Raw genomic sequence first — 22,032 nt, 5'->3', positions numbered from 1 at the left:
CGGTTAAGCATGAAACGGACAATTAAGAGCCGTGCTCAACAGCCAGCGGCGTTGTTTTACGCCGAAGCTTGGCTGCCAAGCTGTGGTAACGACCAAACAGGGCCGAAAACAGATACCCCACGCCAGCCAGCAGAATAATGCTCGGGCCGGATGGAATATCCAGATGAAACGAGAGCAGCAGGCCACCAGTGCTCGACACCATGGCCAGCGCAATCGCAATGCCGATTAGCCCCTCTAAACGCTTACTCCAAAACCGCGCCGAGGTGGCGGGCAGCATCATCAAGCCCACCGCCATGAGTGTGCCCAACGTTTGAAAGCCAGCGGTTAAATTCAGCACCAGTAGGCCCAAAAACACGCTGTGTACCCAACCGCTGCGGCGGCTCTGGCCGCGTAAAAACAGCGGGTCCAAGCACTCCACCACCAGGGCGCGGAACACCACCGCCAGGGTCAATACAATCAGCGTGCTGATACCTGCGATCAGCAGCAGCGCGGTCGAGTTGATCGCCAAGATCGAGCCAAATAGCACGTGGGTAAGATCAACACTGCTACCGCCCAGCGAAATCAGCATCACACCAGCGGCCAGCGAGATAATAAAAAAGCTCGCCATGGCGGCATCTTCCCGCTGGCCGCCCATTTTCGAGACCGCCCCCGCCAGCAGCGCCACCATCAAGCCAAACAGCACCCCACCAATGCTCATAATCGGCAGCGAAAACCCTGCCAGCAAAAAGCCAAGTGCCACGCCGGGCAGTATTGCGTGAGCCATGGCGTCGCCAATCAAGCTCATCCCGCGCAGTACCAAAAATACCCCCAACGGCGGTGCGGCCAGGGAAAGGGCCAAGCCGCCCACCACCGCGCGGCGCATAAAGCCGTAATCAAACGGGCTGACAAACCAGGCGTTAAGCAGATCCAGCATGGCGTCCTCCCAGCAGAGTAAGCGGCACTACCTGAGTAGGTGCATGCTGATGATTGAGCGCGCTGGGCGCCACCCAACGGCCATGGCCGCCGTTTAGCATCAGCACTTCATCGGCCAGGCGGCGCAGGTGATCCATATCGTGGAGCACGACAATAATCGTCGCGCCATCGTCCGCCATCTGGCGCAGAATGCGGATCAAAATATCCACGGTTTCGCTATCCACATTGGCAAACGGCTCATCAAGCAGTAACAGCTCGGCTTCCTGCATCAACGTACGGCCAATCAGTGCGCGCTGGCGCTGGCCGCCGGAAAGCTCGCCCAGCGGGCGGTGGGCCAGGTGGGAAATACCCAGCCGCGCCATAATCTCGCGGCCCTTGCGGTAGTGCGCGGCGCAGTAGCCGGTTAACGCGCCATGGCTGGGCCAGCTGCCGGTCATCACCAGCTCTTCCACACTCATCGGGAAGGTCAGGTCTAACGCCAGCTGCTGGGGCAGCCACGCCCGGCGCTCTTTGGCGACGGTGCACACCACTTCGCCGCTAATAGGCCGTAGTTCACCCATAATCGCCTGAATCAGCGTGCTTTTACCGGCGCCGTTAGCGCCGATCAGCGCGGTAATGGCGCCCGGCTTAAAGTCGCCTTCGATGTGTTCCAGCACCGTGCGGCGCGCCTGGGCCAGGTGCAGGTTGTGCAACTGTAGGCGTGATAACGAGCGCTGACTCATCCCAACCACCCGCCAGCCCAAACCACCAGCGCCCAAAGTGCCAACAGCGGCACGGCCACGAACAGCAGCCGTTTAACAGCCGATAGCGACATCAAGGAGAAATGGCAGGGGCCCTCCTTGTTATGGCGGTGCGTATGCTCACTCATCAAGTGGCCTCGTGTAATGACGAATAGGTTATAACATAACGTTTGGCAAAGCCAAAAAATTGCTGGGTATTTTACTCCTCCATACCGCGCTGGCAATAATAAAGCGCTGGAAGCAAATCGCCGCCAGCGCTTTAGAGGAGTAATAAGCCGGGAGAATCAGTAGCGCCAGGTAGCACCTAACTGCTGTGGCCCCACGTTGAACGCATATTCACCGGGAATCGTGATTGGCCCTAGCGAGAGGTTAGCGGGCTGGAAGCGATTAATCGCCGAAGACGCCTGATTGGGCTGCGACCAAATTTGCAGCTCGTTAACCAGCATGCCGGTGGCAAAGTTAATAGCGCCGTCGCTTTCCCGGCCATCGGCGGCAATCACCGCACCCGCCACGCCATTCACCACCAACGAGCTCACCCGGGCACCCCAGCCACGCCGCTCGCGCTCAGCTTGAGCGAGCTGCAAGCCGAGCGCCTGCACGCCGCTTAAATCACCGCTGGCTTTCAAACGCTCATACTCGGCCAGTGCCGCCGGGTGCGGCTGGCGATCCGTCAGCATGCCGGCCACGGCCAGGGCGGATTTGACCACGCCCACCCGGGCATCAAAGCGGTCATCCGGGTCGCTTGCCTCACTCGACTGGTACGCATTCACCGCCAGGCTGGTGCCGTAAACGCCTGTCCAGCCCCACTGCCAAACGTTGGCGTGGCTGGCGCCGTTCTCAAATACCTCATCGTATTCACTCCACTGCCCACCGGTTGGTGCCTGGGCTTGCGCCTGTAGAGAGGCAGGCAGAACGACCACCAGGGTGGTTACCAGCGCGGCAAAAAGACGAAAAGCATGCATGAAGTAGTGCCTATATCAGGGAGCGGTAGCGCTAAGCGTAGCACGCAAAACAAATCAGACGAGGGGGATTCAGGGTTAGCGAAGTATGACTAAGGCCAATGGCGTGGTGGGGTAAAGGATGGTTAGATGGAGGAAACGACCATTAGGAGCGCCGCATGGATGACTTTTCGCCCAATGACCTAAAAACCATTCTTCACTCCAAGCGCGCTAACCTCTATTACCTGCAGCACTGCCGGGTGCTAGTGAACGGTGGGCGAGTGGAGTACGTCACCGATGAGGGCAGCAAATCCCGCTACTGGAATATCCCCATTGCCAACACCACCTCGATACTACTAGGAACTGGCACCTCAATTACCCAAGCGGCCATGCGCGAGCTTGCTAAAGCAGGTGTACTCGTCGGGTTTTGCGGTGGTGGCGGCACGCCGCTATTTGCTGCCAATGAAGTCGATGTGGATGTTGCCTGGTTGACCCCGCAGAGTGAATATCGGCCAACGGAGTATCTCCAATACTGGGTGCGCTTTTGGTTTGACGATGCCAAACGCCTCGATGCTGCCCGCGCATTTCAGCAAGCCCGCCTTGCCCGTATCGAAGCGCTGTGGACAAGCCGCGTAATGAAAGATGCAGGTTTTACTATTTCCACCGATCACCTGCACAGCGCACTAAACCACCATCGCGAAGCGATCAAAAAAGCTCCCAGCACCGTTGATCTGCTCACCCTGGAAGCGCGGTTAACCAAGACGCTGTTCAAGCTGGCGGTGAACGCCGTTGACTACGGCGACTTTAGCCGCGCCAAACGGGGTACGGGAACCGACCCCGCCAACCGCTTTCTCGATCACGGCAACTATTTAGCCTACGGCCTGGCGGCGACGGCCACCTGGGTGCTGGGAATACCCCATGGGCTCGCGGTACTCCACGGCAAAACCCGCCGGGGTGGCTTAGTGTTTGATGTGGCGGATTTAGTCAAAGACGCGGTGATTCTGCCCCAGGCGTTTATTTCCGCCATGCGCGGCGACGAAGAGCAGGAGTTTCGCCAAGCCTGCATTGAGCGCCTGACCCGCACCGAATCCCTCGACTTTATGATTGATACGCTCAAGGAAGTCGCCCAGGAGCTGGGGCAAGAAATAGGGAGCGGTGACGCATGAATGTGTTGCTGATTTCCCAGTGCAACAAGAACGCGCTCAAGGAGACCCGGCGCATTCTTGATCAGTTTGCCGAACGCCGCGGCGACCGTACCTGGCAAACACCGATAACCCAGGCCGGGTTGGATACACTGCGCAAACTGCTGCGTAAGAAAGCGCGCAAGAATACCGCTGTCGCTTGCCATTGGATTCGTGGCCACGACCATAGTGAGCTGATGTGGGTGGTGGGGGATGCCTCGCGGTTTAATATCAATGGCGCGGTGCCGACCAATACCACCGCTCGAGATATTCTGCGCCGCCGCGATGAAAACGACTGGCACAACGGCGAGGATATTCTTCTTCTCACCGCCTTTGCTGCGTTACTGCACGACCTGGGCAAAGCCTGCGACGCCTTTCAGCAACGGCTTAAAGGCAAACTGGAAGGGCGCAACTTATACCGCCATGAGTGGATATCGCTTCGCCTGTTCCAAGCGTTTGTCGGAAGTGATGACGACGCCACCTGGCTGGCGCGCTTAGCCGAAGGCGACTATCAAGAACAAGACTGGCTGGAAGGTTTGGAGCGTGACGGAATAGACGCTCCTAGCTCTACAGTGTTTAGTCAATTGCCGCCGCTGGCTGCCGCGCTGGGTTGGCTGGTGCTTAGTCATCACCGCCTGCCGTTAAAACCGCCGGAACAGGATGGCAATACTGAAAGGCGCTGGGGCAGAGGAAAGGCGCCACTACAGGCGGAGCAGCTAGGCGGGCTGTTTGCCTCTATTAATGCCGAGTGGAACGAGATTCCTGAGACCCAAGACCCTAAACGTATTGCCCCGTACTGGAAATTCAGCGGTGGACTGCCGTTGAGTACCTCCCGCTGGCGTGAACGTGCTGCCAAACTTGCCACGCGGTTACAGTTGCGGCTAGAGAATGAACGCCATTGGCTGGATAGTCCTTACGTCATGCACTTGGCGCGGCTAAGTCTAATGCTCGCCGACCATCACTACTCAAGCCTGGAAGATCTCCAGCATCGCGTACGCGGCGAACCCAATTATCCGTTGATCGCCAATACCGTGCGTAAAACCGGCAAGCCCAATCAACCGTTGGATGAGCATATTTTGGGTGTTGAGAAACATGCCGCCGCGGTCGCCCGTGCCCTGCCCAGCGTCGACAGCCACCTGCCCCGCTTAGCGCGCCATAAAGGCTTTCGTAAACGCAGCAGCCACCCGCGTTTTCGCTGGCAGGATAAAGCCTTTGATCTGGCCCAATCGCTGAGGGAGCGCAGCCAACGACAGGGCTTTTTTGGCATCAATATGGCCTCCACCGGCTGCGGTAAAACCCTGGCCAATGGGCGCATTATGTATGCACTGGCCGATCCTCAGCAGGGCGCGCGTTTTAGCATCGCCCTTGGGCTGCGCACGTTAACACTGCAAACCGGTCAGGCTCTTCGCGAGCGCTTGCATCTGGGTGAGGATGAACTTGCCGTGCGGGTGGGTGGTAGCGCCAATAAAACGCTGTTTGAGCACTATGAGCAAGAGGCCGAAGCCAGCGGTTCGGCGTCTCAACAGGCGTTGATCGAAGAAGACGCCCATGTGGTGTTTGACGGCAATTTCGATAATCACCCGGTGCTGCGTCGCTTGAGCGATGAGCCGGGCACTCGCGCCCTCATCGCCGCGCCTATTTTGGTATGTACCGTTGACCATCTGGTGCCCGCCACGGAGAGCACCCGCGGCGGTCGACAGATTGTGCCCATGCTGCGCCTGATGAGCAGTGACTTGGTGCTCGATGAAATCGACGATTTCGATATCAACGACCTGCCCGCGCTTACTCGATTAGTGAATTGGGCGGGACTGTTGGGCTCGCGGGTGCTGCTTTCATCGGCTACCTTGCCGCCTGCATTGGTCGAAGGGTTGTATGAAGCCTACCGCAGCGGCCGCGAAGCCTTTCAGCGTCATCGTGGCGAGCCAGGCTTGGCGGTGGATATCTGCTGCGCCTGGTTCGACGAGCACGACCGCCAGCATGAAAACTGCGCCAGCAGCGAGACCTTCAAAGCCGCACATCATAACTTTGCCAAGCGGCGGTTGGAGCGCCTAGCCAAAAGTCCGGTACGCCGCCGTGGCGAGATTTTAGCACTGCCACCGCTGGGCAAACGCCCGGAAGAGATCAGGCCCGCGGTTGCAGAGCTGCTACGCGAGCATGCGCTGGCGTTACACCAACAGCACCATTCCGTTGACCCTCACACCAGCAAACGCGTCAGCTTTGGCTTGATTCGAATGGCCAATATCGACCCCTTGGTGGATGTGGCCAGGGCGCTGTTTCAGCAGGGTGCGCCGGAAGGTGCGCGCATTCATCTCTGCGTTTACCACTCCCGTCATCCGCTGGTGATGCGCTCGGAGATTGAGCGCCGGTTAGATAAAACACTGCAACGGGCCGAACCCGAGCGCGTGTTTCAGCAGCCCGATATCCGCCGCCTGCTGGATAGCAGTGAAGAAGACGACCATCTGTTTATCGTTCTAGGCTCGCCGGTAACGGAAGTCGGCCGCGACCACGATTACGGCTGGGCGATAGTCGAGCCTTCTTCCATGCGCTCGATTATCCAGCTAGCGGGCCGAGTACGCCGCCACCGCGAGCAGGCCTGTGAGGTGGCGAATATTTTGCTTTTAGAGACCAATCTAAAAGACCTTGAACGGCCGGGCGAACCTGCTTTTTATAAGCCAGGTTTTGAAACAAACGCTACCTGGCGTCTCAAAAACCACTCACTTAACACCTTGTTAACGCCGGATGAGTACCAGGTGATCGATGCCCGCCCCCGCGTGCTGGCGCGGGAAACGCTGCACGCCAAAGACAGCCTTGTCGATCTGGAGCATGAGCGGCTGCACCAACTGATGATTGAGCAGCCCGCCGAACCGTTAACCAAAAAAGAGCTACGAATCGGCAAAACGCCCAAGCCTCCGCCCTTAGGAGCCTATAGCTGGCATGTGATGCCGCAACTGCATTTAACCGGTGTATTGATTCAACGTGATCCATTTCGTAAGCAGCTCGAGCCTGAAATAACGCTAGCACTGCTGCCCGATGAGGGTGGCGAAACCTGGACGCTGCACCGCGTAGACGACGGCGCAAGGCGAGGTGAAAAGCTCTACGTTCCGGTGGAGGAAAGCCTGCTGGTGCGGGTAGATCTAGCAAAAGAGCAGGGCGAGCGGATTCAACCCTGGGGTGCCAGCGATTATTTAACAGCGCTCGCCGACTTGGCGGAAGACTTGGATATCTCTCTTGATCGCGCCGCCCGTACCTTCGGCACGGTAACAGCTTCGGCTAGAAATCAGCGGTGGGGGTATCATCCGGTGTTGGGGTTTTGGCGGAGCCGCTAGCTATACGTTTGCGAGCCGATCACTGACTAAGCGGTTGAGGCTGATATTTTCCTCTGCTGCCTTAATCGCAAGCTCGCGGTGTTTCTCTGGGGGAATACGCACATTAAAACGGCCAGAGTAGTGGCGTTCAGAAAGTGGGAGCGGGGGTGTTTCACCTTCAGCTTCCATGTCGGCCACTACGTCGGAAACTAGAGAAAGAATACCTTCCAACGCTTCTTGGTGGGTATCTGCAAGCCAAGAGAGGCTGGGTAGTTCGGTGCATAAACCAACGAATTCGTTATCTTCTTCTGACCAGCGAATACGGTAGGTGTAATGTGTATGGTTCACCATGGTCCTACTCCCATCGTCATGCAGATGACGACAATTTATCAATGGCAGCGAGCGCTTGGCGTACCTGATAAGCCTTGGCTTCTCCATTTTTCCCCCGCTGAATATTAACGCGAGGGTCGCGGGGCCAGGGTGTTTTATACACCCGATGGCTAGTTTTTTGCTGGCGAGGAGGGCCAAAGTAGTGATCGCATAAATAGGCCAATTCGTCGAAGCTCATGCTTTTGGGCTGTCGACGTGCTTTATCCAGAAGCTTATCAAGCTTTGCCATAAGCGCTCTCAAATAGTAGTACTAATAATAGTACTGTATTGATTGGATGTCACGCTGCAATGATGAGTCTGCTGCCTGTTCGGCAGAACATTGCCAAATGAAGATATAAGGCGTGCGATAGTATTGCTGAGCTACCTACTCGGTAGTCAGGAATGAATGTTAGGAGTGTCTGAGAATGTAGTCAAGGATTTTGATTTTATAAGTGTGGGTTAGTAGGATGAATTTATGGGCATAAGGCTTTTGGCTGAGCATCAGGCGTTTCCTTAGTGGGGTAGTCGCAAGATCGTTCAAGGCTACAGTATAAAACATGATTAGGGAGTAGAGTTATGCGGGAAAGAACCGACAACGGGGGGCAAAAACTCAATTTAGTCATCCAGCACTTTCTAAAAGAGCGCTTCGATACCAAGGCGGAAAAGCTAGCTCCCGATGATCCGAAATACCATGCCCTGGTCGAGCAGTTCCAATTCGATACCTGGATCAACGATGCGGCAAGGCGCGTTGGACAACTGCAAGTCGTTACCCACTCTCTCAAGCCTATCCACCCCGATGCCAAAGGCTCCAATCTTTACGCCCCTCCTGAATCGCTAAACAATCATTGTCTTGTCGGCAGCCACACGCTACCCGCTGATTTTGCGGGCGATGTCGTGGGGAACGCCGCAGCCTTGGATGTTTATAAGTTCTTAAAGCTGCAATTTGAGGGGAAATCGCTACTTGAGCGGGCGCTGGAAAATGACACTGAGCTAGCAAAAGCGTTAAGCGATAACCCCGAACAAGCTCAGGCGTGGATCAGCGCCTTTGCGGCGATTACCGAGCCGCGTGGTGAGCACGCCTCGCATACCCGGGGTAAACAGCTCTACTGGCTGGTGGGTGATGATGCCGCAGACCTAGAAAATGACGCCGATAACTTCCATCTGCTAGCTCCACTCTATGCCACCTCGCTGGCCCACCGCGTATTTCAAACTATTAACCATGACCGTTTTAGCGAAGAGGCCAAAGAAGCACGCAAGGCCAAGCGGGAGGACAAATACGCCGAGCAAACCGTGCACAACTATCCTGACTTAGCCGTACAGAAAATGGGAGGCACTAAGCCACAAAATATCTCGCAGCTGAATAGCGAGCGAGGCGGGAATAACTATTTGCTGGCCTCAATGCCACCGAGCTGGAATGTGCGCGACATCCGACCGCCGCTGAAGGTGGATTCAGTTTTTACGCATCCTGGGATCTTTGGTCGCCGTAGAGAAGTTTGGACGTTGGTCTATGACCTAAAACAGTTCCTAGAAACTAACCCTTCTACCACTATGCACACTCGCGACCTGCGCGATGACTTCACTGCAATGCTGATGGACGAGCTGATGCTTTTTGCCATGCAAATGCATAGCTTACCTGCTGGGTGGAGCAAGGATGAACATTGCCGTTTAGTGCAGAATGAGATTTTTTGGCTAGACCCTGGTCGCGCCGAAGAAGATATTGGCTTTCGTGAAGCAAGGAACAGTAACAACTGGGCAGATGACGTTCGCCACAGCTTTGCTAAATGGCTCAATGACGCCTTAGGTGGAAAGCTGCCCTTTGGCGATATGGAGTATCGCTACTGGCGAAGCGAATTAGCGAAAGATACGGCCCATCAAGCCATGCTGGATCGTGACCGTCGCTGGATGGAAAACCTAATGGAAGACTTAACTAACCTGCCAGGAGGTGATGACGATGAGTGAAGTGAAAAACCTCCTAGTCCTGCCGCGCCTGCGGGTGCAAAACGCCAACGCAATTTCTAGCCCAATGACCTGGGGCTTTCCTGCCATGAGTGCTTTTGTGGGCTTGATGCATGCTCTAGAGCGGAAATTAGCAGATGCGAGTCTTCCCGTTTCATTAGGCCGTGTTGGGGTTATTTGCCACGACTTTGAAGCCCAAGCCACTGATGGCGGTTACATTCGGGGCTTTCATCTCACCCGTAACCCGGTGGATAAATCGGGTGGTACAGCAGCGATTGTGGAGGAAGGGCGCGTCCATCTTGATATCACTCTGATCTTCTCAATGGATAGTGCTGCTACAGAAAGTGAGCATGAAGATATTGCCCATCAAATCGGTGAGATCGTTGCGGGTATGCGTATTGCCGGTGGCAGCATCATTCCTAACCGCGCCGTGCCAAGCCACAAGCAACGCCCACAATGGGTCACGCTTGATGACGATGAAGAAAAACGGCAAAAGCAGTTCGCCCGCCTAAAGCGCCGCTGGCTGCCGGGCTTTGCGCTAACCCTGCGCGACGACTACCTCACCGAACATCACCAAACGCTGCAACAGCAAAACCCGGAAGCCAGTTTGCTGGATACGTGGCTAGACCTTTCACGGCTCAATCACTATTGCACCCTGGAAAATGAAGGTGAATCCAACGAGAAGCCCGTTTGGCAGGTGCAGCGCCCCTATCGTGGCTGGCTGGTGCCTATCCCCGTAGGTTACGGCGCTATTTCTGATCTTTTCCCACCCGGAGAAGTGGCCAATGCCCGTGATGCCAAGACTCAGTTTCGCTTTGTTGAAAGCCTCTACTCCATTGGCGAATGGGTCAGCCCTCACCGCATGAAGCAACCGGAAGACCTGCTTTGGTACGTTGATAACGACGAAGAAGCGGGACTTTACCGACTCAATAACGATTACCACCTTCGCGCCACTGCACAGTAAACCAGGAGCTTTATCATGGCTAAAAACGATACCCTTAAAACCGCTTCCGTCCTCGCCTTTGAACGCAAGCTTGATCCTTCCGATGCCCTGCTTTACGCCAGCAGCTGGGAAAAGCGACAAGATAATCAGCAGTGGCAGCCGGTAGAAGTGCGTGAAAAGTCGGTGCGCGGCACCATTTCCAACCGCCTGAAAGCCAAAGACCAAGACCCAGCTAAGCTAGACGCGGCGATTGAAAATCCCAACCTGCAAACTGTCGATGTCGCCACGCTGCCCCACGATGCAGACACCTTAGTTGCTCGATTTACGCTGCGTGTATTGGCGGGTGCCGGAACGCCTTCGGCCTGTAATAACGCCGAGTACCAAGCCAAACTGGAACAGGCAGTTGCCGAGTATAAGCAAGCACAAGGCTTCGGCGAGCTGGCGCATCGCTATGCCAATAACCTCGCTAATGGCCGCTTTCTGTGGCGTAACCGCATGGGCGCAGAGCAAGTTGAGGTAAGCGTTCGACAATTGGCCCAGGGTAAAACCACCAAAGAGTGGACGTTTGATGCACTGTCGCTCTCGTTGCGGGCCTTCGAGGACACTGCCGAGCTTCAAGAGCTCGCCGGAGTTATTGCCTCCGCACTGGCCGGTGAGCAGCACTTACTGCTAGAGGTAGTGGCTTATGTGCGCGTGGGCAGTGGCCAAGAAGTGTTCCCTTCGCAAGAGCTGATTCTTGACCGGGGCCGGGGTGATAAGAGCAAAACGCTTTATCACGTTAGCAAGATCGCCGGTATTCACTCTCAGAAACTGGGCAACGCCATTCGTACCATCGACACCTGGTACCCCAATGAGAACGATGAAGACCTTGGGCCTATTGCCGTTGAGCCGTATGGCTCAGTGACCACCCAAGGTAAAGCGTACCGCCAGCCCAAGCAGAAAGCGGATTTCTATTCACTCCTGGATAACTGGATGATCAAGGATCAAGTGCCTACGAAGGAAGACCAGCACTTTGTTATGGCGACCCTGATTCGCGGCGGTGTATTCGGCGAAGCGGGGTAAACCATGGATCACTATATCGATATCCGCTTAAGGCCCGATCCGGATTTTCCAGAATCAATGCTCATGGGCGCGCTTTACAACAAGTTGCACCGTGCGTTGTTTGATCTAGAAGCCGCAGACGTGGGAGTCAGTTTTCCAAAGCATAAACATGGTGTCCGCGCTCGCACGCTGGGCGACCGCCTGCGCCTGCACGGTACACAAGCGCGTTTGCAGCAACTAATGAGTGCTGACTGGCTAACGGGCATGCGTGACCATACCCAGGTGAGCGAAGTGCTTGCGGTGCCTGCTGATGTTCAGCATATCAATGTGGCGCGTAAGCAGTTTAATACAGGGAGCGAAAGCCGTGCTAAACGTTATGCCAAGCGGCATAACATTTCAGACGAAGAGGCGCGGAAAATTTACGCCAAAGTCGCGGCGCGACGTATTGAGCTTCCCTTTGTGCAAATAAACAGCCATTCAACCCAGCAGCGCTTTAGCCTGTTTATTGAACATGGCAAGCCGCAGGAAAAGCCGGTGTCGGGTTCGTTTAGCCACTATGGTTTAAGCCCCAGCGCCACAGTGCCCTGGTTTTAACCCTTTTTTCTAGCATGAAAATAGGCGACTAATAATCAATCACTTAGCGGTATCGCTCGAAAAAGGGTGATACCGCTTTTTTTGGCTGAAGCTCTTTAACAATCAGTAGATTAATTTTGATATGCTCTAGTGCGCTGCCGCCCAGGCAGCTCAGAAAAACAGCCGCCATTGTTTTAATAACAGGCGTGAGTGCGCTGCCGCCCAGGCAGCTCAGAAAGTCAGTCGCTTTTGCTGTTTCGAGTGTTTGCCGTGCGCTGCCGCCCAGGCAGCTCAGAAAAGAGAATTAACAACGTTAGCATCACTGGCTAAGTGCGCTGCCGCCCAGGCAGCTCAGAAAACGTGCTAAGACAATACTGTCATTTCGCTCAAGTGCGCTGCCGCCCAGGCAGCTCAGAAATAGGGCGCTTACAATAGTGCGTGACATGCCGTGTGCGCTGCCGCCCAGGCAGCTCAGAAATGCTCACCTTCAATTGTGGAGCGCACCATGACGTGCGCTGCCGCCCAGGCAGCTCAGAAAAAACCCGAAAACGTACCGCGTCCATGAAAACTGTGCGCTGCCGCCCAGGCAGCTCAGAAAATCGCGCCAGGTTAGCTCTACATCTATAGAGCGTGCGCTGCCGCCCAGGCAGCTCAGAAAACGACTTGCTACCCACCCCCTCGACATACGACGTGCGCTGCCGCCCAGGCAGCTCAGAAATGCGGCGCTTGCCCTGACCATCCGCTCTCGATGTGCGCTGCCGCCCAGGCAGCTCAGAAAAAGCACTGAAGGTGCTGGCGAGCAGCTAGGCCGTGCGCTGCCGCCCAGGCAGCTCAGAAACCGCCCTCAGCGCGGCATTGAGCGCGTCTTTCGTGCGCTGCCGCCCAGGCAGCTCAGAAATTTATTGTCCAGACCCATGATGTCGCGCTCTGGTGCGCTGCCGCCCAGGCAGCTCAGAAAACTTCTTGTCGAAATCTTTCATAGCCTCACTCGTGCGCTGCCGCCCAGGCAGCTCAGAAATGAAATGTATCAGGTTCGGCCGGTGCAGATGGGTGCGCTGCCGCCCAGGCAGCTCAGAAATGGGTGCAGGCTTCAATCGATGCTCATAAGAAGTGCGCTGCCGCCCAGGCAGCTCAGAAAGCGATAACGTCCGATTAAATTAAGGAGGCATCGTGCGCTGCCGCCCAGGCAGCTCAGAAATCTCGGCGTGGTGACGGGATGAGTAGCCCGCCGTGCGCTGCCGCCCAGGCAGCTCAGAAAGTTAGCCATGACATGCCCATATCGCGGGTCTTGTGCGCTGCCGCCCAGGCAGCTCAGAAATGTTCGCCGCGTCTCTGGTTGATCGCTGATTGGTGCGCTGCCGCCCAGGCAGCTCAGAAATCAACGACACCGATCTGCCCTTTCGTCGACCAGTGCGCTGCCGCCCAGGCAGCTCAGAAATAATGAATAAATACGGGATCGCCGCATAAGAAGTGCGCTGCCGCCCAGGCAGCTCAGAAACCTCCATAATCAGATCCACCCGCCGTAGCAAAGTGCGCTGCCGCCCAGGCAGCTCAGAAAAACTCTTCCGCTTCCGAGTTAGCACCTCCCAGGTGCGCTGCCGCCCAGGCAGCTCAGAAAAATCGGGCAGGCAATACGGCATTCGGCTTGACGTGCGCTGCCGCCCAGGCAGCTCAGAAATATCGCGACATTCTTGGCCGCCGTTTTCTTAAGTGCGCTGCCGCCCAGGCAGCTCAGAAAACGTCAGTGACGCCGATAAAGAAATCTGTACTGTGCGCTGCCGCCCAGGCAGCTCAGAAATAGACGTGGCTGGTTTACGTCTATACTAGCCAGTGCGCTGCCGCCCAGGCAGCTCAGAAAGCGTAACCGCGTGGTTGCGGGGCAGTATCTGAGTGCGCTGCCGCCCAGGCAGCTCAGAAAAACCCCACTTAACCCGCCCTTTGAGCGGGTTTGTGCGCTGCCGCCCAGGCAGCTCAGAAAAATTCGGTGCCAAATGACTCTAGCGGGGTCTGGTGCGCTGCCGCCCAGGCAGCTCAGAAATCAATGGTCAGGCTTTCATACTCGCCTCTTAGGTGCGCTGCCGCCCAGGCAGCTCAGAAAATCAACGACTGCCCTAGTCCTATGACGATATGGTGCGCTGCCGCCCAGGCAGCTCAGAAATCACCCGCTCAACGCGGCCAAATAGTAAATGAGTGCGCTGCCGCCCAGGCAGCTCAGAAAATGATGAAAGCGCATTACATTGCGTTGTTGGCGTGCGCTGCCGCCCAGGCAGCTCAGAAAAGCGCGAAGAAACTGACGAGGTGTTGCTGTCGGTGCGCTGCCGCCCAGGCAGCTCAGAAAGATTACTACCGCGTTCGAGATGAGCGACGACAGTGCGCTGCCGCCCAGGCAGCTCAGAAAGTTTAGACGGTGCAGGCTCTACTGCCAGAAAAGTGCGCTGCCGCCCAGGCAGCTCAGAAATTGATGCCGTTTGGGATATTGATCGTCGCATTGTGCGCTGCCGCCCAGGCAGCTCAGAAACTGCCGCACTGCTCGCTGACTCACTGGCGACCCGTGCGCTGCCGCCCAGGCAGCTCAGAAAACTACGAAAAACACAGCAGCCAACAGAGAGGCGTGCGCTGCCGCCCAGGCAGCTCAGAAAAGGATGCGCTCAGCCTCACGCAGCGATTCATCGTGCGCTGCCGCCCAGGCAGCTCAGAAACATGTGATCCGACCCCTGGGGCAATAGCGCTTGTGCGCTGCCGCCCAGGCAGCTCAGAAAAATAAAGCGCTTGGGTCATCAGAGATCTTTTCGTGCGCTGCCGCCCAGGCAGCTCAGAAATAGAACGTCACGCGCAGCTTGCAGCTTGCCGAGTGCGCTGCCGCCCAGGCAGCTCAGAAACGCCAGAAGCCTATGCTCAAAACTGGTGGCAAAGTGCGCTGCCGCCCAGGCAGCTCAGAAATAAGAGCATCTCGATGGCCGCAGATAAGATTCGTGCGCTGCCGCCCAGGCAGCTCAGAAAGACAGGCGCATGCGCTATAAATTATGTAGAGAGTGCGCTGCCGCCCAGGCAGCTCAGAAAAATGCAGGCGTTGCGGCACTTCGCGCAGCGATGTGCGCTGCCGCCCAGGCAGCTCAGAAAAAAGGTAGGCCGCCAGCGCCGCACATAGGCGTGTGCGCTGCCGCCCAGGCAGCTCAGAAAAGCTAGAGCAAGGCTACGACCCTCGAACACAGGTGCGCTGCCGCCCAGGCAGCTCAGAAATTTTCAGGCTCGCGGGTGTTTGCGGTGGAAGTGTGCGCTGCCGCCCAGGCAGCTCAGAAAAGGCCAAGCTTGCCCGCTCTTTGGGGGGCACAGTGCGCTGCCGCCCAGGCAGCTCAGAAATACGCCTCAACCGTCGCAGGACTACGCGTATTGTGCGCTGCCGCCCAGGCAGCTCAGAAAATCACAATCCGGGCACGACACGGTTAGCGCAGGTGCGCTGCCGCCCAGGCAGCTCAGAAAAGCAGAATCACCTTGCGCTCTACGGTGTACTGGTGCGCTGCCGCCCAGGCAGCTCAGAAATACATGCGTCTTTATCGGCGACAAGGAACTACGTGCGCTGCCGCCCAGGCAGCTCAGAAAAATCGGAGCCGCCAAGGATGAGCCCCTTTGATGTTCGCTGCCGCCCAGGCAGTTGTGGTTAGATTTAAGATATGTGCCCTTGGCAACGCTGTGCGGTGCTTTCGCGGGTGCGCCTGAGGCTTGCCACGCGCTACCCGTAACGTGCACTGGGCGAGTAAGGTGGTTTGTTTGGGGTGATACAGCTTAGTGCTCGTCAGGTTGAAACGTTACCGCTTCATCGAAACCGTACATACATTCCTCTGGAAAATCATGCAACTCGCTATCGGTCTCAATCGCTGCTGCGCGGCGTGCATCCTCATACGCTTCGTTCATCAGTTCAGGTAGCGATGCTCTCAAGCTGGGATTGTCGTTCAGCAGGCGGGTTGTTTTGGCTTGGGCATCGATGATCGTCAACCGCCAACTGCGTGAGCGTCGTTCTGGCTGGTGATCCCATTTAAGCAGGTGCATTAATAGGCGGGCCAGTTGGCTGACCAGCGCGCGCCGTTCGCTTTTGCCCATGCTCTCAATCTCCTCGGCGAGGTGCTCAAGATCAAGTTGTTCCAGTTTTCCCGCCCGCAGAAGCCCTGCTTGTTCAAGCGCCCAGGCGTAGGCATCGTGTTCATAATGTACGGCCATAGTGATGCTCCTCTAAAACCGCTTTGTATCTGTTTAGTGTAAACGTTCGACGACAGCAGGCGACAATATTGAAGTGAATATAAGTTTACGGGATATCTTCTGTTTACTGGTGCTAAAGCGGAGTGCTGGGATAGTTTGCCTGTCGCTTTGTGTTGTGATGATCAATTTTACATTGCCGTCTAGGAAGCTTGAAACTGCGCTGCTGGGGAACATGACAGGCATTATGTGATGCCGCCCAGGCAGCTTAGAAAGTTCTTTGAAAGTGCTCTTTCAACTCGCTACTGTTCGCTGCCGCCCAGGCAGTCGTGGTTAGATTTAAGATATGTGCACTTGGCACCGCTGCGCGGTGCTTTCGCGGGTGCGCTGACGCTTACGCCGCGCTACTCGGAATGTGCATGACTCGTAATACGTGGCAAAATTGGCATTTCCGCTCAGGCAGCTTAGGAAAGGTGTGGGAGTTCGAGTCTCCCCATCCGCAGTGCGTTTCAGCCGAGGCAATTTTTAAAGCTGGCTTTAAGGTGTGTGCCCGTGGCACCGCTGTGCGGTGCTTTCGCGGGTGCGCTAACGCTACTCAATGTGCTGCTTGGTTGTTTAACTTTGCGCGAAAAAGCCACCGTGTTGGTGGCTTGTCTGGTGAGTTTAGAAAACGCGAAGCTTTAATCTTCTTTCGGCGGTGTTTCCATGGCGCGTTTATCGTCGGGTACTCGGACGATGTGGCCGACTTCGAGTTTGTGATGGCTTTGGTGGCGGCCGCCTTTGGTGTCGATGATGGCGGCGACTTCGCCGATGCTGACGGCGTCGTCTTCTCGGTAGGCTTCTACTTTGACGCGCACCATGGCGCCTTGGTAGCGGGCGGAGATAATGTCGCCAGGGTCGGGGGCGTTGTGATCAGGGTCGTTTTTAAAGTATTCCGCTACGCTGGCGCTGCCGGGTTCGTCCCATTCGATATGCTGATGCATTGCTGTCTTCCTTGTTGAAATAAGAGTGTCTTAAAAAGTGCCGTGCTGAGTATTGCTTTAGTGTAGTGCTTTAAGCGGCGTTATGTGTTTTGTTCCTCCACCGACGCTAGGCTGTTTTCCTGCCCCACGTACTGAAATAGAAAGTTGAGCGCTGCCGGTAGGCTGGCGCGCCATACCTGCCATGTGTGTCCGCCGGGGTAGAGGTCAAGGCGCACATCGTTGGGCTGAATGCGCTCCATGGCTTGGCGCAGGAGGCGGGCGTGAAATTCAGCGTCGTAAACGTCGCTACGCCCGGCGCTGATATACAGCGGCACGGGGGAGAGGTCGCCCTCTTCTTCAGTGCCGCGGGGTGTCACGCGCAGGCGATACTCTTCCAAATGCTCAATGTAGTTGAGGGATTTCCATAGCTCGCGATCAAATTGCCCCTGGTCATTGCGAAAGGCTGGGTGGCGCCAGGCGGAGGAGTTGCGCGGTGGAAGGGGGGCGTAGCTTGCGGGGCTTAACGCGGCCACTGCGGCAAACAGCTCCGGCCGTTCCAGGGCAAAGTTGAGCGCGCCGTAGCCGCCAGCGGAGAGGCCCGCTACGCCTCGCAGGTGGCGCTCTTGTCCCACACGGTAGGTCGCTTCTATGTGGGGCATTAGGTCGTTAAAAAAGGCGCTGCGGGCAGGTTCGTTGTGCCCATCCACCCACCAACTGCGGCTGCCGGGCATAATGAACACCGCCGGAGGAATATGCCCGGCGGCGATTAACCTATCCGCTACCTGCTGCAAGTTGCCGCGAGAAACCCAGTCGCGGTCGGTGCCGAAAGAGCCGTGCAGCATATAAACGACCGGGTACGCGTCTGTCGCTTGGGTGTCATAACTGTCGGGTAAATAAATGCTATAGGGGTAGTCGTAACCGAGCGTGGGCGAGAAAAACTGATGGTGTTCGACCTCGCTGGCTAAGCTATGGCCGCTAAACGTTAGCCAGCCAATAAACGCGGTGAGTAGGGCGTTACATCGGTACGAGAGTAACGGAAGCTTAGTGATGAACACGTTTCCTCCGGGAATTAAAACTGTTCAATAGGGTCGGACAGCGTGAAGGCCCTCATTGTTCATCATAGCCATATAAGACAGTCAGTTAGCATAGTCATTCATAATCGCCATTCAAAATGCCAGGGTAGGAGTAGGTCGCGGCGGGAGGCCCAATGCGGAAAATTGAAGAGATCTATTGGTTACGTGCTTACGGCTGTATGGCCGTTTTTTTGTTTCATTTATTAGATCACGTCAATCAACGCCTCAATAACGTTGCCACCGATTTGATGCGCATACCGCTGGTGTTGGGTACGCCGATCTTCCTGTTTATTGCTGTCTTTGTGTTTGCCGTTCGCTACGATAAATCCGTGCCGGAAGGTTTTCTTGCCCAGCGCGTGAAGTATGTGATGGTTCCCTACTTTGTGTATGGCTTTATTTATTCGACGGCGGAATGGGCAAGGTTACGGGCTTCCGGTGAGCCGGTGGGGTTCGTGGCCAATGCCATTGAGTATTATGTGTACGCGGGCTGGCATGGCTATTTTTTGATCATCGCGATGCAGTTTTATGTGGCTTATTGGTCGTTTACCCATTGGCAGCTGTGGCGCTTGAACCCGGTGCCGTGGCTGTGGGGCGCCTGTGTGATCAGCATGGCGTATTGGGGGCTGGCATACTGGTTTGACGTTGACCTGCCCGGATACCTGCTGTGGATAGCCCCGCTGGGGTGGATTTATGTATTTTTCCTGGCGCTGGTGCTGGTGCGTTACTATCCGCTAGCCCCTGAGAGCGTATTGCTGGCGCGGCCTGCTTGGATGCAGCAGATGGCACGCCCTGATTGGTTGGTGCTGTGGGTGGCGCTGATTATTGCTGCGACCTTTGCTGGCTGGCTGGCGTTCTCTTCCAAAGAGGTGTGGGTGGTTCCTTTCTTCGTGCTGTTTACGCTGTGCGCCATGCGCTACTTGGCTGGGCGCCCGGCGCCTTTATGGGCGCGCCACATCAACGCGTATTCATTTGGTATCTACTTGGCTCACCCTATGTTCTTTGTGCTCGCCGATTTGGCGATTGAGCCTTTGTCGTTACCGGTTTGGGTGTATGCGCTGGTGCTCATGGTAGTGGGCGCAGCTGGGTCTGTGGGCCTAAATAAGCTGGCCAATACCACTACACTGGGAGCCATGCTATTTGGTAAGCGGCTGAAGGTCAGCTAGCAAGCGCCCAAAGAGCAGTGAGGGTAGCGGTAGAGGGTAACGATGGAGCGCGCGTTAAAAGTGCGATGTGCAGGCCGCACCGGGTGGGGTAGACAGCGAAGAATCGTCTGGTTCATCCATTTGGCTCAGCAGGTGCCCGCTGTAGGTTTTCAAGCGAGTGGGGCAGGCGTGTAAGCGCTGCAAAAAATCGACTATCGCGCTGTCATCATCAAGTTCAGGGTCAAACCCACCCAAGCGTTCAAGCCAAACGCGCCTAACGGCGATGTAGGGCGGCAAGATTAACGCGCTTGCCAACAGGCGCCGCAGAATGCGTTCCGACAGCGATGGCCGAGTGAGGCCGATAATTAAGGCGTCAAGGGTGTAAGTGTTGAGCTGTGGATAGAGCGCGCCCCAAAGTGCAGCAGGCAAAGGTTTTTTCTGCAGCGCAATGATGAGCCACTCTGCTTGACTGGCAAACGCGGCTTTATTTAGGCGAGCCCCTAGCGGCCGCGCTGGCGTAATCAACGAGTGAGTGTGGTAGCGTTTCTCGATAACACTCATGCGCGTTTGCGCTTGAGTGGCCGTCACCAAAATGGGCAGCAAGTGGTCGGCAACACCGGACTCACGTATGGATTTTAAATGGCGTGGCAACGTCTCACCCGTCACCATGGCATCAACAATAAAGCAGACCGATCCCATTTGCCGACTCCACGTGTGAGTAAATCTATCAGTTTGTAATTTATTGTAGTATCTGGTTTATTTAGGTAGCAAGTAAAAAAGCTTGCGAGCTAAAAAAGAGAGTTCAGTAGATTTAGCGCACCTTAATGGCGCATTGAGCACTATTTTTGTTCTATTTTGGTGCAAAGAAGAGCTTTTAGCTGACTTGAGGCACCTTGTTTAGCTGTTATGCGTCATCAAGAGGCATTTAGCTTTATTTTTTAATATATGAAAAACAATCGTTTATTGTTTTTTTACGCCATATTGGTGCAGTGTTGGCATGAAAAGTGCTTTGACTGATTAGTAAGTTTTGAAGCGGCTAGTGGGCCGTAGGCATAAGCCCTGCGGCATGCTAAAACGATAGCCGGTCTGAAATGTTCGCTGAGCGATTTGTTAATTGATGTCAGGCAAAAAAATGCCAGGCAAACGCTGAGCGAACAAGAATGACAAACGTGCTACTTAGCACGTAGTTTGTCGAACAGTTTGTCGAACAACACTTTTATCGGTAGCTTACTGTCGTTAGCTTTAAGCCACGCTCATACCGGAGGACACTATGTCAGCCAAGACCCTCGCGCTAATTGAAGAACACGATGTTAAATGGGTAGACCTTCGTTTTACCGATACTCGCGGTAAAGAGCAGCACGTGACCGTGCCTGCCCGCGATGTAGACGAAGAATTCTTCGAGAATGGCCAAATGTTCGATGGCTCTTCTATTGAAGGTTGGAAGGGCATCAACGAATCCGACATGATTCTGCGCCCGGAAGATGGTACGGGTTACCTTGACCCCTTCACCGAAGATGCCACGCTGGTGCTGCGTTGCGATATCATCGAGCCGGCCACCATGCAGGGCTACGACCGTGACCCGCGTTCCATTGCCAAGCGTGCCGAGGCTTACCTGCAGTCAACCGGCCTGGGCGACACCGCTTTCTTTGGTCCTGAGCCTGAATTCTTCATCTTTGACGAGGTGCACTGGAAGTCTGATATTCAAGGTTCCATGTACAAGATCACTTCTGACGAAGGCGCTTGGGCGACCGATAGCCAGGTAGAAGGCGGCAATCTGGGGCACCGTCCGCGCGTTAAAGGCGGCTACTTCCCGGTTCCCCCGGTGGATAGCTTCCACGATATTCGTGGTGCCATGTGTAACACCCTGGAAGCGATTGGTCAGACCGTGGAAGTTCACCACCACGAAGTTTCCAACGCAGGTCAGAACGAAATCGGCGTGAAATTCAACACGCTGGTGAAGAAAGCTGACGAAGTGCAGGAAATGAAGTACGTGATCCACAACGTGGCTCATGCGTATGGCAAAACCGCCACCTTTATGCCGAAGCCGCTGGTCGGTGACAACGGTTCGGGTATGCACGTGCACCAGTCGTTCTGGAAAGATGGCAACAACCAGTTCGCCGGTGACGAGTATGCGGGCCTGTCTGAAATGGCGCTGTTCTACATCGGCGGCATCATCAAGCATGCCCGCGCCCTGAACGCCTTTACTAACGCGTCTACCAACTCGTACAAGCGTTTGGTGCCGGGCTTTGAAGCGCCGGTTATGCTGGCTTACAGTGCCCGCAACCGCTCTGCTTCAATCCGTATTCCTTACACCGCTAGCCCGAAAGGCAAGCGTGTTGAGGCGCGTTTCCCTGATCCGACTGCCAACCCCTACTTGGCCTTCTCTGCCATGTTGATGGCAGGTATCGACGGTATCAAGAACAAGATCCATCCTGGCGATGCCATGGATAAAAACCTGTACGACCTGCCGCCAGAAGAAGGCAAAATGGTCCCGACGGTGGCGCACAGCCTGGATCAAGCCCTGGAAGCCCTCGACACTGACCGTGCATTCCTAACCGAAGGCGGCGTGTTCAGCGACGAAATGATCGATGCCTACATCGAGCTCAAGATGGAAGAAGTGGAGCGTATTCGTATGACTACGCACCCCATCGAGTTTGATATGTACTATAGCTGTTAAGTACAGCTGCTAATCCGCGTTACTTGCCC

At 55.7% G+C, this 22,032-nt stretch carries 18 protein-coding genes and 1 CRISPR repeat array; of the genes, 8 read left to right on the top strand and 10 right to left on the bottom strand.

Going from position 1 to position 22,032, the window contains the following annotated elements; translation table 11 throughout:
• Positions 1–22: 22 nt before the first annotated feature.
• From ACT3UM_RS02980 to ACT3UM_RS02965, 4 genes are all read right to left on the bottom strand, one after another.
• The gene (locus tag ACT3UM_RS02980) at positions 23–913 is read right to left on the bottom strand and encodes a metal ABC transporter permease (protein WP_498895999.1); all 891 of its coding nucleotides are present in this window, start codon (positions 911–913) and stop codon (positions 23–25) included.
• Positions 897–1,634: a metal ABC transporter ATP-binding protein gene (locus ACT3UM_RS02975; protein ID WP_498895997.1), complete on the bottom strand. Its 738-nt coding sequence runs from the start codon at positions 1,632–1,634 to the stop codon at positions 897–899. The genes ACT3UM_RS02980 and ACT3UM_RS02975 overlap by 17 nt, the downstream gene beginning before the upstream one ends.
• Positions 1,631–1,780 (bottom strand): hypothetical protein, encoded by a 150-nt coding sequence (locus ACT3UM_RS02970; protein WP_240718670.1) that lies wholly within the window; start codon positions 1,778–1,780, stop codon positions 1,631–1,633. Before ACT3UM_RS02970 ends, ACT3UM_RS02975 begins: the two co-directional genes overlap by 4 nt.
• 156 nt (positions 1,781–1,936) lie before the next feature.
• Positions 1,937–2,614, bottom strand: coding sequence for a hypothetical protein (locus tag ACT3UM_RS02965; RefSeq protein WP_498895994.1), 678 nt, complete (start codon positions 2,612–2,614; stop codon positions 1,937–1,939).
• 155 nt (positions 2,615–2,769) lie between these two features.
• Here ACT3UM_RS02965 and cas1f point away from each other — a divergent pair, with 155 nt between their 5' ends.
• Complete coding sequence (gene cas1f / locus ACT3UM_RS02960; RefSeq protein WP_498895992.1) at positions 2,770–3,756, top strand: type I-F CRISPR-associated endonuclease Cas1f; 987 nt, start codon at positions 2,770–2,772, stop codon at positions 3,754–3,756.
• Positions 3,753–7,097 carry a type I-F CRISPR-associated helicase Cas3f gene (cas3f, locus tag ACT3UM_RS02955; protein ID WP_498895990.1) on the top strand — a complete coding sequence of 1,115 codons (3,345 nt, stop codon included), beginning with the start codon at positions 3,753–3,755 and terminating at the stop codon, positions 7,095–7,097. The genes cas1f and cas3f overlap by 4 nt, the downstream gene beginning before the upstream one ends.
• Here the strand turns inward: cas3f and ACT3UM_RS02950 are convergent, their stop codons facing one another.
• Together ACT3UM_RS02950 and ACT3UM_RS02945 are read right to left on the bottom strand one after the other, a co-directional pair.
• Entirely contained in the window at positions 7,098–7,427 is a 330-nt protein-coding gene (locus tag ACT3UM_RS02950; RefSeq protein ID WP_498895988.1) for a type II toxin-antitoxin system HicB family antitoxin, read from the bottom strand.
• Between the two features lie 16 nt (positions 7,428–7,443).
• Positions 7,444–7,695, bottom strand: a complete 252-nt coding sequence (locus tag ACT3UM_RS02945; protein ID WP_498895986.1) for a toxin HicA — start codon at positions 7,693–7,695, stop codon at positions 7,444–7,446.
• A gap of 326 nt (positions 7,696–8,021) precedes the next feature.
• Here ACT3UM_RS02945 and csy1 point away from each other — a divergent pair, with 326 nt between their 5' ends.
• The 4 genes from csy1 to cas6f are packed head-to-tail and all read left to right on the top strand — an operon-like array spanning position 8,022 to position 11,979.
• Positions 8,022–9,404, top strand: a complete 1,383-nt coding sequence (gene csy1 / locus ACT3UM_RS02940) for a type I-F CRISPR-associated protein Csy1 (protein ID WP_498895984.1) — start codon at positions 8,022–8,024, stop codon at positions 9,402–9,404.
• The gene (csy2, locus tag ACT3UM_RS02935; RefSeq protein WP_498895982.1) at positions 9,397–10,365 is read left to right on the top strand and encodes a type I-F CRISPR-associated protein Csy2; all 969 of its coding nucleotides are present in this window, start codon (positions 9,397–9,399) and stop codon (positions 10,363–10,365) included. The genes csy1 and csy2 overlap by 8 nt, the downstream gene beginning before the upstream one ends.
• Before the next feature lie 15 nt (positions 10,366–10,380).
• Positions 10,381–11,406: a type I-F CRISPR-associated protein Csy3 gene (gene csy3 / locus ACT3UM_RS02930; RefSeq protein WP_498895980.1), complete on the top strand. Its 1,026-nt coding sequence runs from the start codon at positions 10,381–10,383 to the stop codon at positions 11,404–11,406.
• Between the two features lie 3 nt (positions 11,407–11,409).
• Positions 11,410–11,979 (top strand): type I-F CRISPR-associated endoribonuclease Cas6/Csy4, encoded by a 570-nt coding sequence (cas6f, locus tag ACT3UM_RS02925; protein ID WP_498895978.1) that lies wholly within the window; start codon positions 11,410–11,412, stop codon positions 11,977–11,979.
• Between the two features lie 129 nt (positions 11,980–12,108).
• A CRISPR array of direct repeats spans positions 12,109–15,558; the repeat unit is 28 nt; unit sequence GTGCGCTGCCGCCCAGGCAGCTCAGAAA.
• Positions 15,559–15,741: 183 nt separating this feature from the next.
• Here cas6f and ACT3UM_RS02920 read toward each other — a convergent pair.
• From ACT3UM_RS02920 to ACT3UM_RS02910, 3 genes are all read right to left on the bottom strand, one after another.
• Positions 15,742–16,173, bottom strand: coding sequence for a DUF29 domain-containing protein (locus tag ACT3UM_RS02920; RefSeq protein ID WP_498895976.1), 432 nt, complete (start codon positions 16,171–16,173; stop codon positions 15,742–15,744).
• Positions 16,174–16,829: 656 nt separating this feature from the next.
• Positions 16,830–17,132 carry a hypothetical protein gene (locus ACT3UM_RS02915; RefSeq protein ID WP_498895974.1) on the bottom strand — a complete coding sequence of 101 codons (303 nt, stop codon included), beginning with the start codon at positions 17,130–17,132 and terminating at the stop codon, positions 16,830–16,832.
• A gap of 80 nt (positions 17,133–17,212) precedes the next feature.
• Positions 17,213–18,166: an alpha/beta hydrolase gene (locus ACT3UM_RS02910; RefSeq protein ID WP_498895972.1), complete on the bottom strand. Its 954-nt coding sequence runs from the start codon at positions 18,164–18,166 to the stop codon at positions 17,213–17,215.
• A 152-nt stretch (positions 18,167–18,318) separates the two neighbouring features.
• Here ACT3UM_RS02910 and ACT3UM_RS02905 point away from each other — a divergent pair, with 152 nt between their 5' ends.
• Complete coding sequence (locus ACT3UM_RS02905; RefSeq protein WP_498895970.1) at positions 18,319–19,347, top strand: acyltransferase family protein; 1,029 nt, start codon at positions 18,319–18,321, stop codon at positions 19,345–19,347.
• A gap of 54 nt (positions 19,348–19,401) precedes the next feature.
• On the opposite strand, the gene ACT3UM_RS02900 is transcribed toward ACT3UM_RS02905, so the two are convergent.
• Positions 19,402–20,025 carry a hypothetical protein gene (locus ACT3UM_RS02900; protein WP_498895968.1) on the bottom strand — a complete coding sequence of 208 codons (624 nt, stop codon included), beginning with the start codon at positions 20,023–20,025 and terminating at the stop codon, positions 19,402–19,404.
• Positions 20,026–20,596: 571 nt separating this feature from the next.
• Here ACT3UM_RS02900 and glnA point away from each other — a divergent pair.
• Positions 20,597–22,003: a glutamate--ammonia ligase gene (glnA, locus tag ACT3UM_RS02895; protein ID WP_498895966.1), complete on the top strand. Its 1,407-nt coding sequence runs from the start codon at positions 20,597–20,599 to the stop codon at positions 22,001–22,003.
• Positions 22,004–22,032: the final 29 nt, after the last annotated feature.

Source organism: Halomonas sp. AOP13-D3-9 (assembly GCF_052379125.1).
GTDB lineage: Bacteria > Pseudomonadota > Gammaproteobacteria > Pseudomonadales > Halomonadaceae > Vreelandella.
This window is presented reverse-complemented; position numbering and strand designations above follow the sequence as displayed.

What these genes read in the sequence shown, in the direction of transcription:
- ACT3UM_RS02950 (WP_498895988.1), bottom strand. Translation starts at nt 7,427, where the DNA reads ATGGTGAACCATACACATTACACCTACCGTATTCGCTGGTCAGAAGAA.
- glnA (WP_498895966.1), top strand. Translation starts at nt 20,597, where the DNA reads ATGTCAGCCAAGACCCTCGCGCTAATTGAAGAACACGATGTTAAATGG.
- csy2 (WP_498895982.1), top strand. Translation starts at nt 9,397, where the DNA reads ATGAGTGAAGTGAAAAACCTCCTAGTCCTGCCGCGCCTGCGGGTGCAA.
- ACT3UM_RS02920 (WP_498895976.1), bottom strand. Translation starts at nt 16,173, where the DNA reads ATGGCCGTACATTATGAACACGATGCCTACGCCTGGGCGCTTGAACAA.
- ACT3UM_RS02965 (WP_498895994.1), bottom strand. Translation starts at nt 2,614, where the DNA reads ATGCATGCTTTTCGTCTTTTTGCCGCGCTGGTAACCACCCTGGTGGTC.
- ACT3UM_RS02980 (WP_498895999.1), bottom strand. Translation starts at nt 913, where the DNA reads ATGCTGGATCTGCTTAACGCCTGGTTTGTCAGCCCGTTTGATTACGGC.
- ACT3UM_RS02975 (WP_498895997.1), bottom strand. Translation starts at nt 1,634, where the DNA reads ATGAGTCAGCGCTCGTTATCACGCCTACAGTTGCACAACCTGCACCTG.
- cas3f (WP_498895990.1), top strand. Translation starts at nt 3,753, where the DNA reads ATGAATGTGTTGCTGATTTCCCAGTGCAACAAGAACGCGCTCAAGGAG.
- csy1 (WP_498895984.1), top strand. Translation starts at nt 8,022, where the DNA reads ATGCGGGAAAGAACCGACAACGGGGGGCAAAAACTCAATTTAGTCATC.
- ACT3UM_RS02970 (WP_240718670.1), bottom strand. Translation starts at nt 1,780, where the DNA reads ATGAGTGAGCATACGCACCGCCATAACAAGGAGGGCCCCTGCCATTTC.
- csy3 (WP_498895980.1), top strand. Translation starts at nt 10,381, where the DNA reads ATGGCTAAAAACGATACCCTTAAAACCGCTTCCGTCCTCGCCTTTGAA.
- ACT3UM_RS02900 (WP_498895968.1), bottom strand. Translation starts at nt 20,025, where the DNA reads ATGGGATCGGTCTGCTTTATTGTTGATGCCATGGTGACGGGTGAGACG.
- ACT3UM_RS02915 (WP_498895974.1), bottom strand. Translation starts at nt 17,132, where the DNA reads ATGCATCAGCATATCGAATGGGACGAACCCGGCAGCGCCAGCGTAGCG.
- ACT3UM_RS02905 (WP_498895970.1), top strand. Translation starts at nt 18,319, where the DNA reads ATGCGGAAAATTGAAGAGATCTATTGGTTACGTGCTTACGGCTGTATG.
- cas6f (WP_498895978.1), top strand. Translation starts at nt 11,410, where the DNA reads ATGGATCACTATATCGATATCCGCTTAAGGCCCGATCCGGATTTTCCA.
- cas1f (WP_498895992.1), top strand. Translation starts at nt 2,770, where the DNA reads ATGGATGACTTTTCGCCCAATGACCTAAAAACCATTCTTCACTCCAAG.
- ACT3UM_RS02945 (WP_498895986.1), bottom strand. Translation starts at nt 7,695, where the DNA reads ATGGCAAAGCTTGATAAGCTTCTGGATAAAGCACGTCGACAGCCCAAA.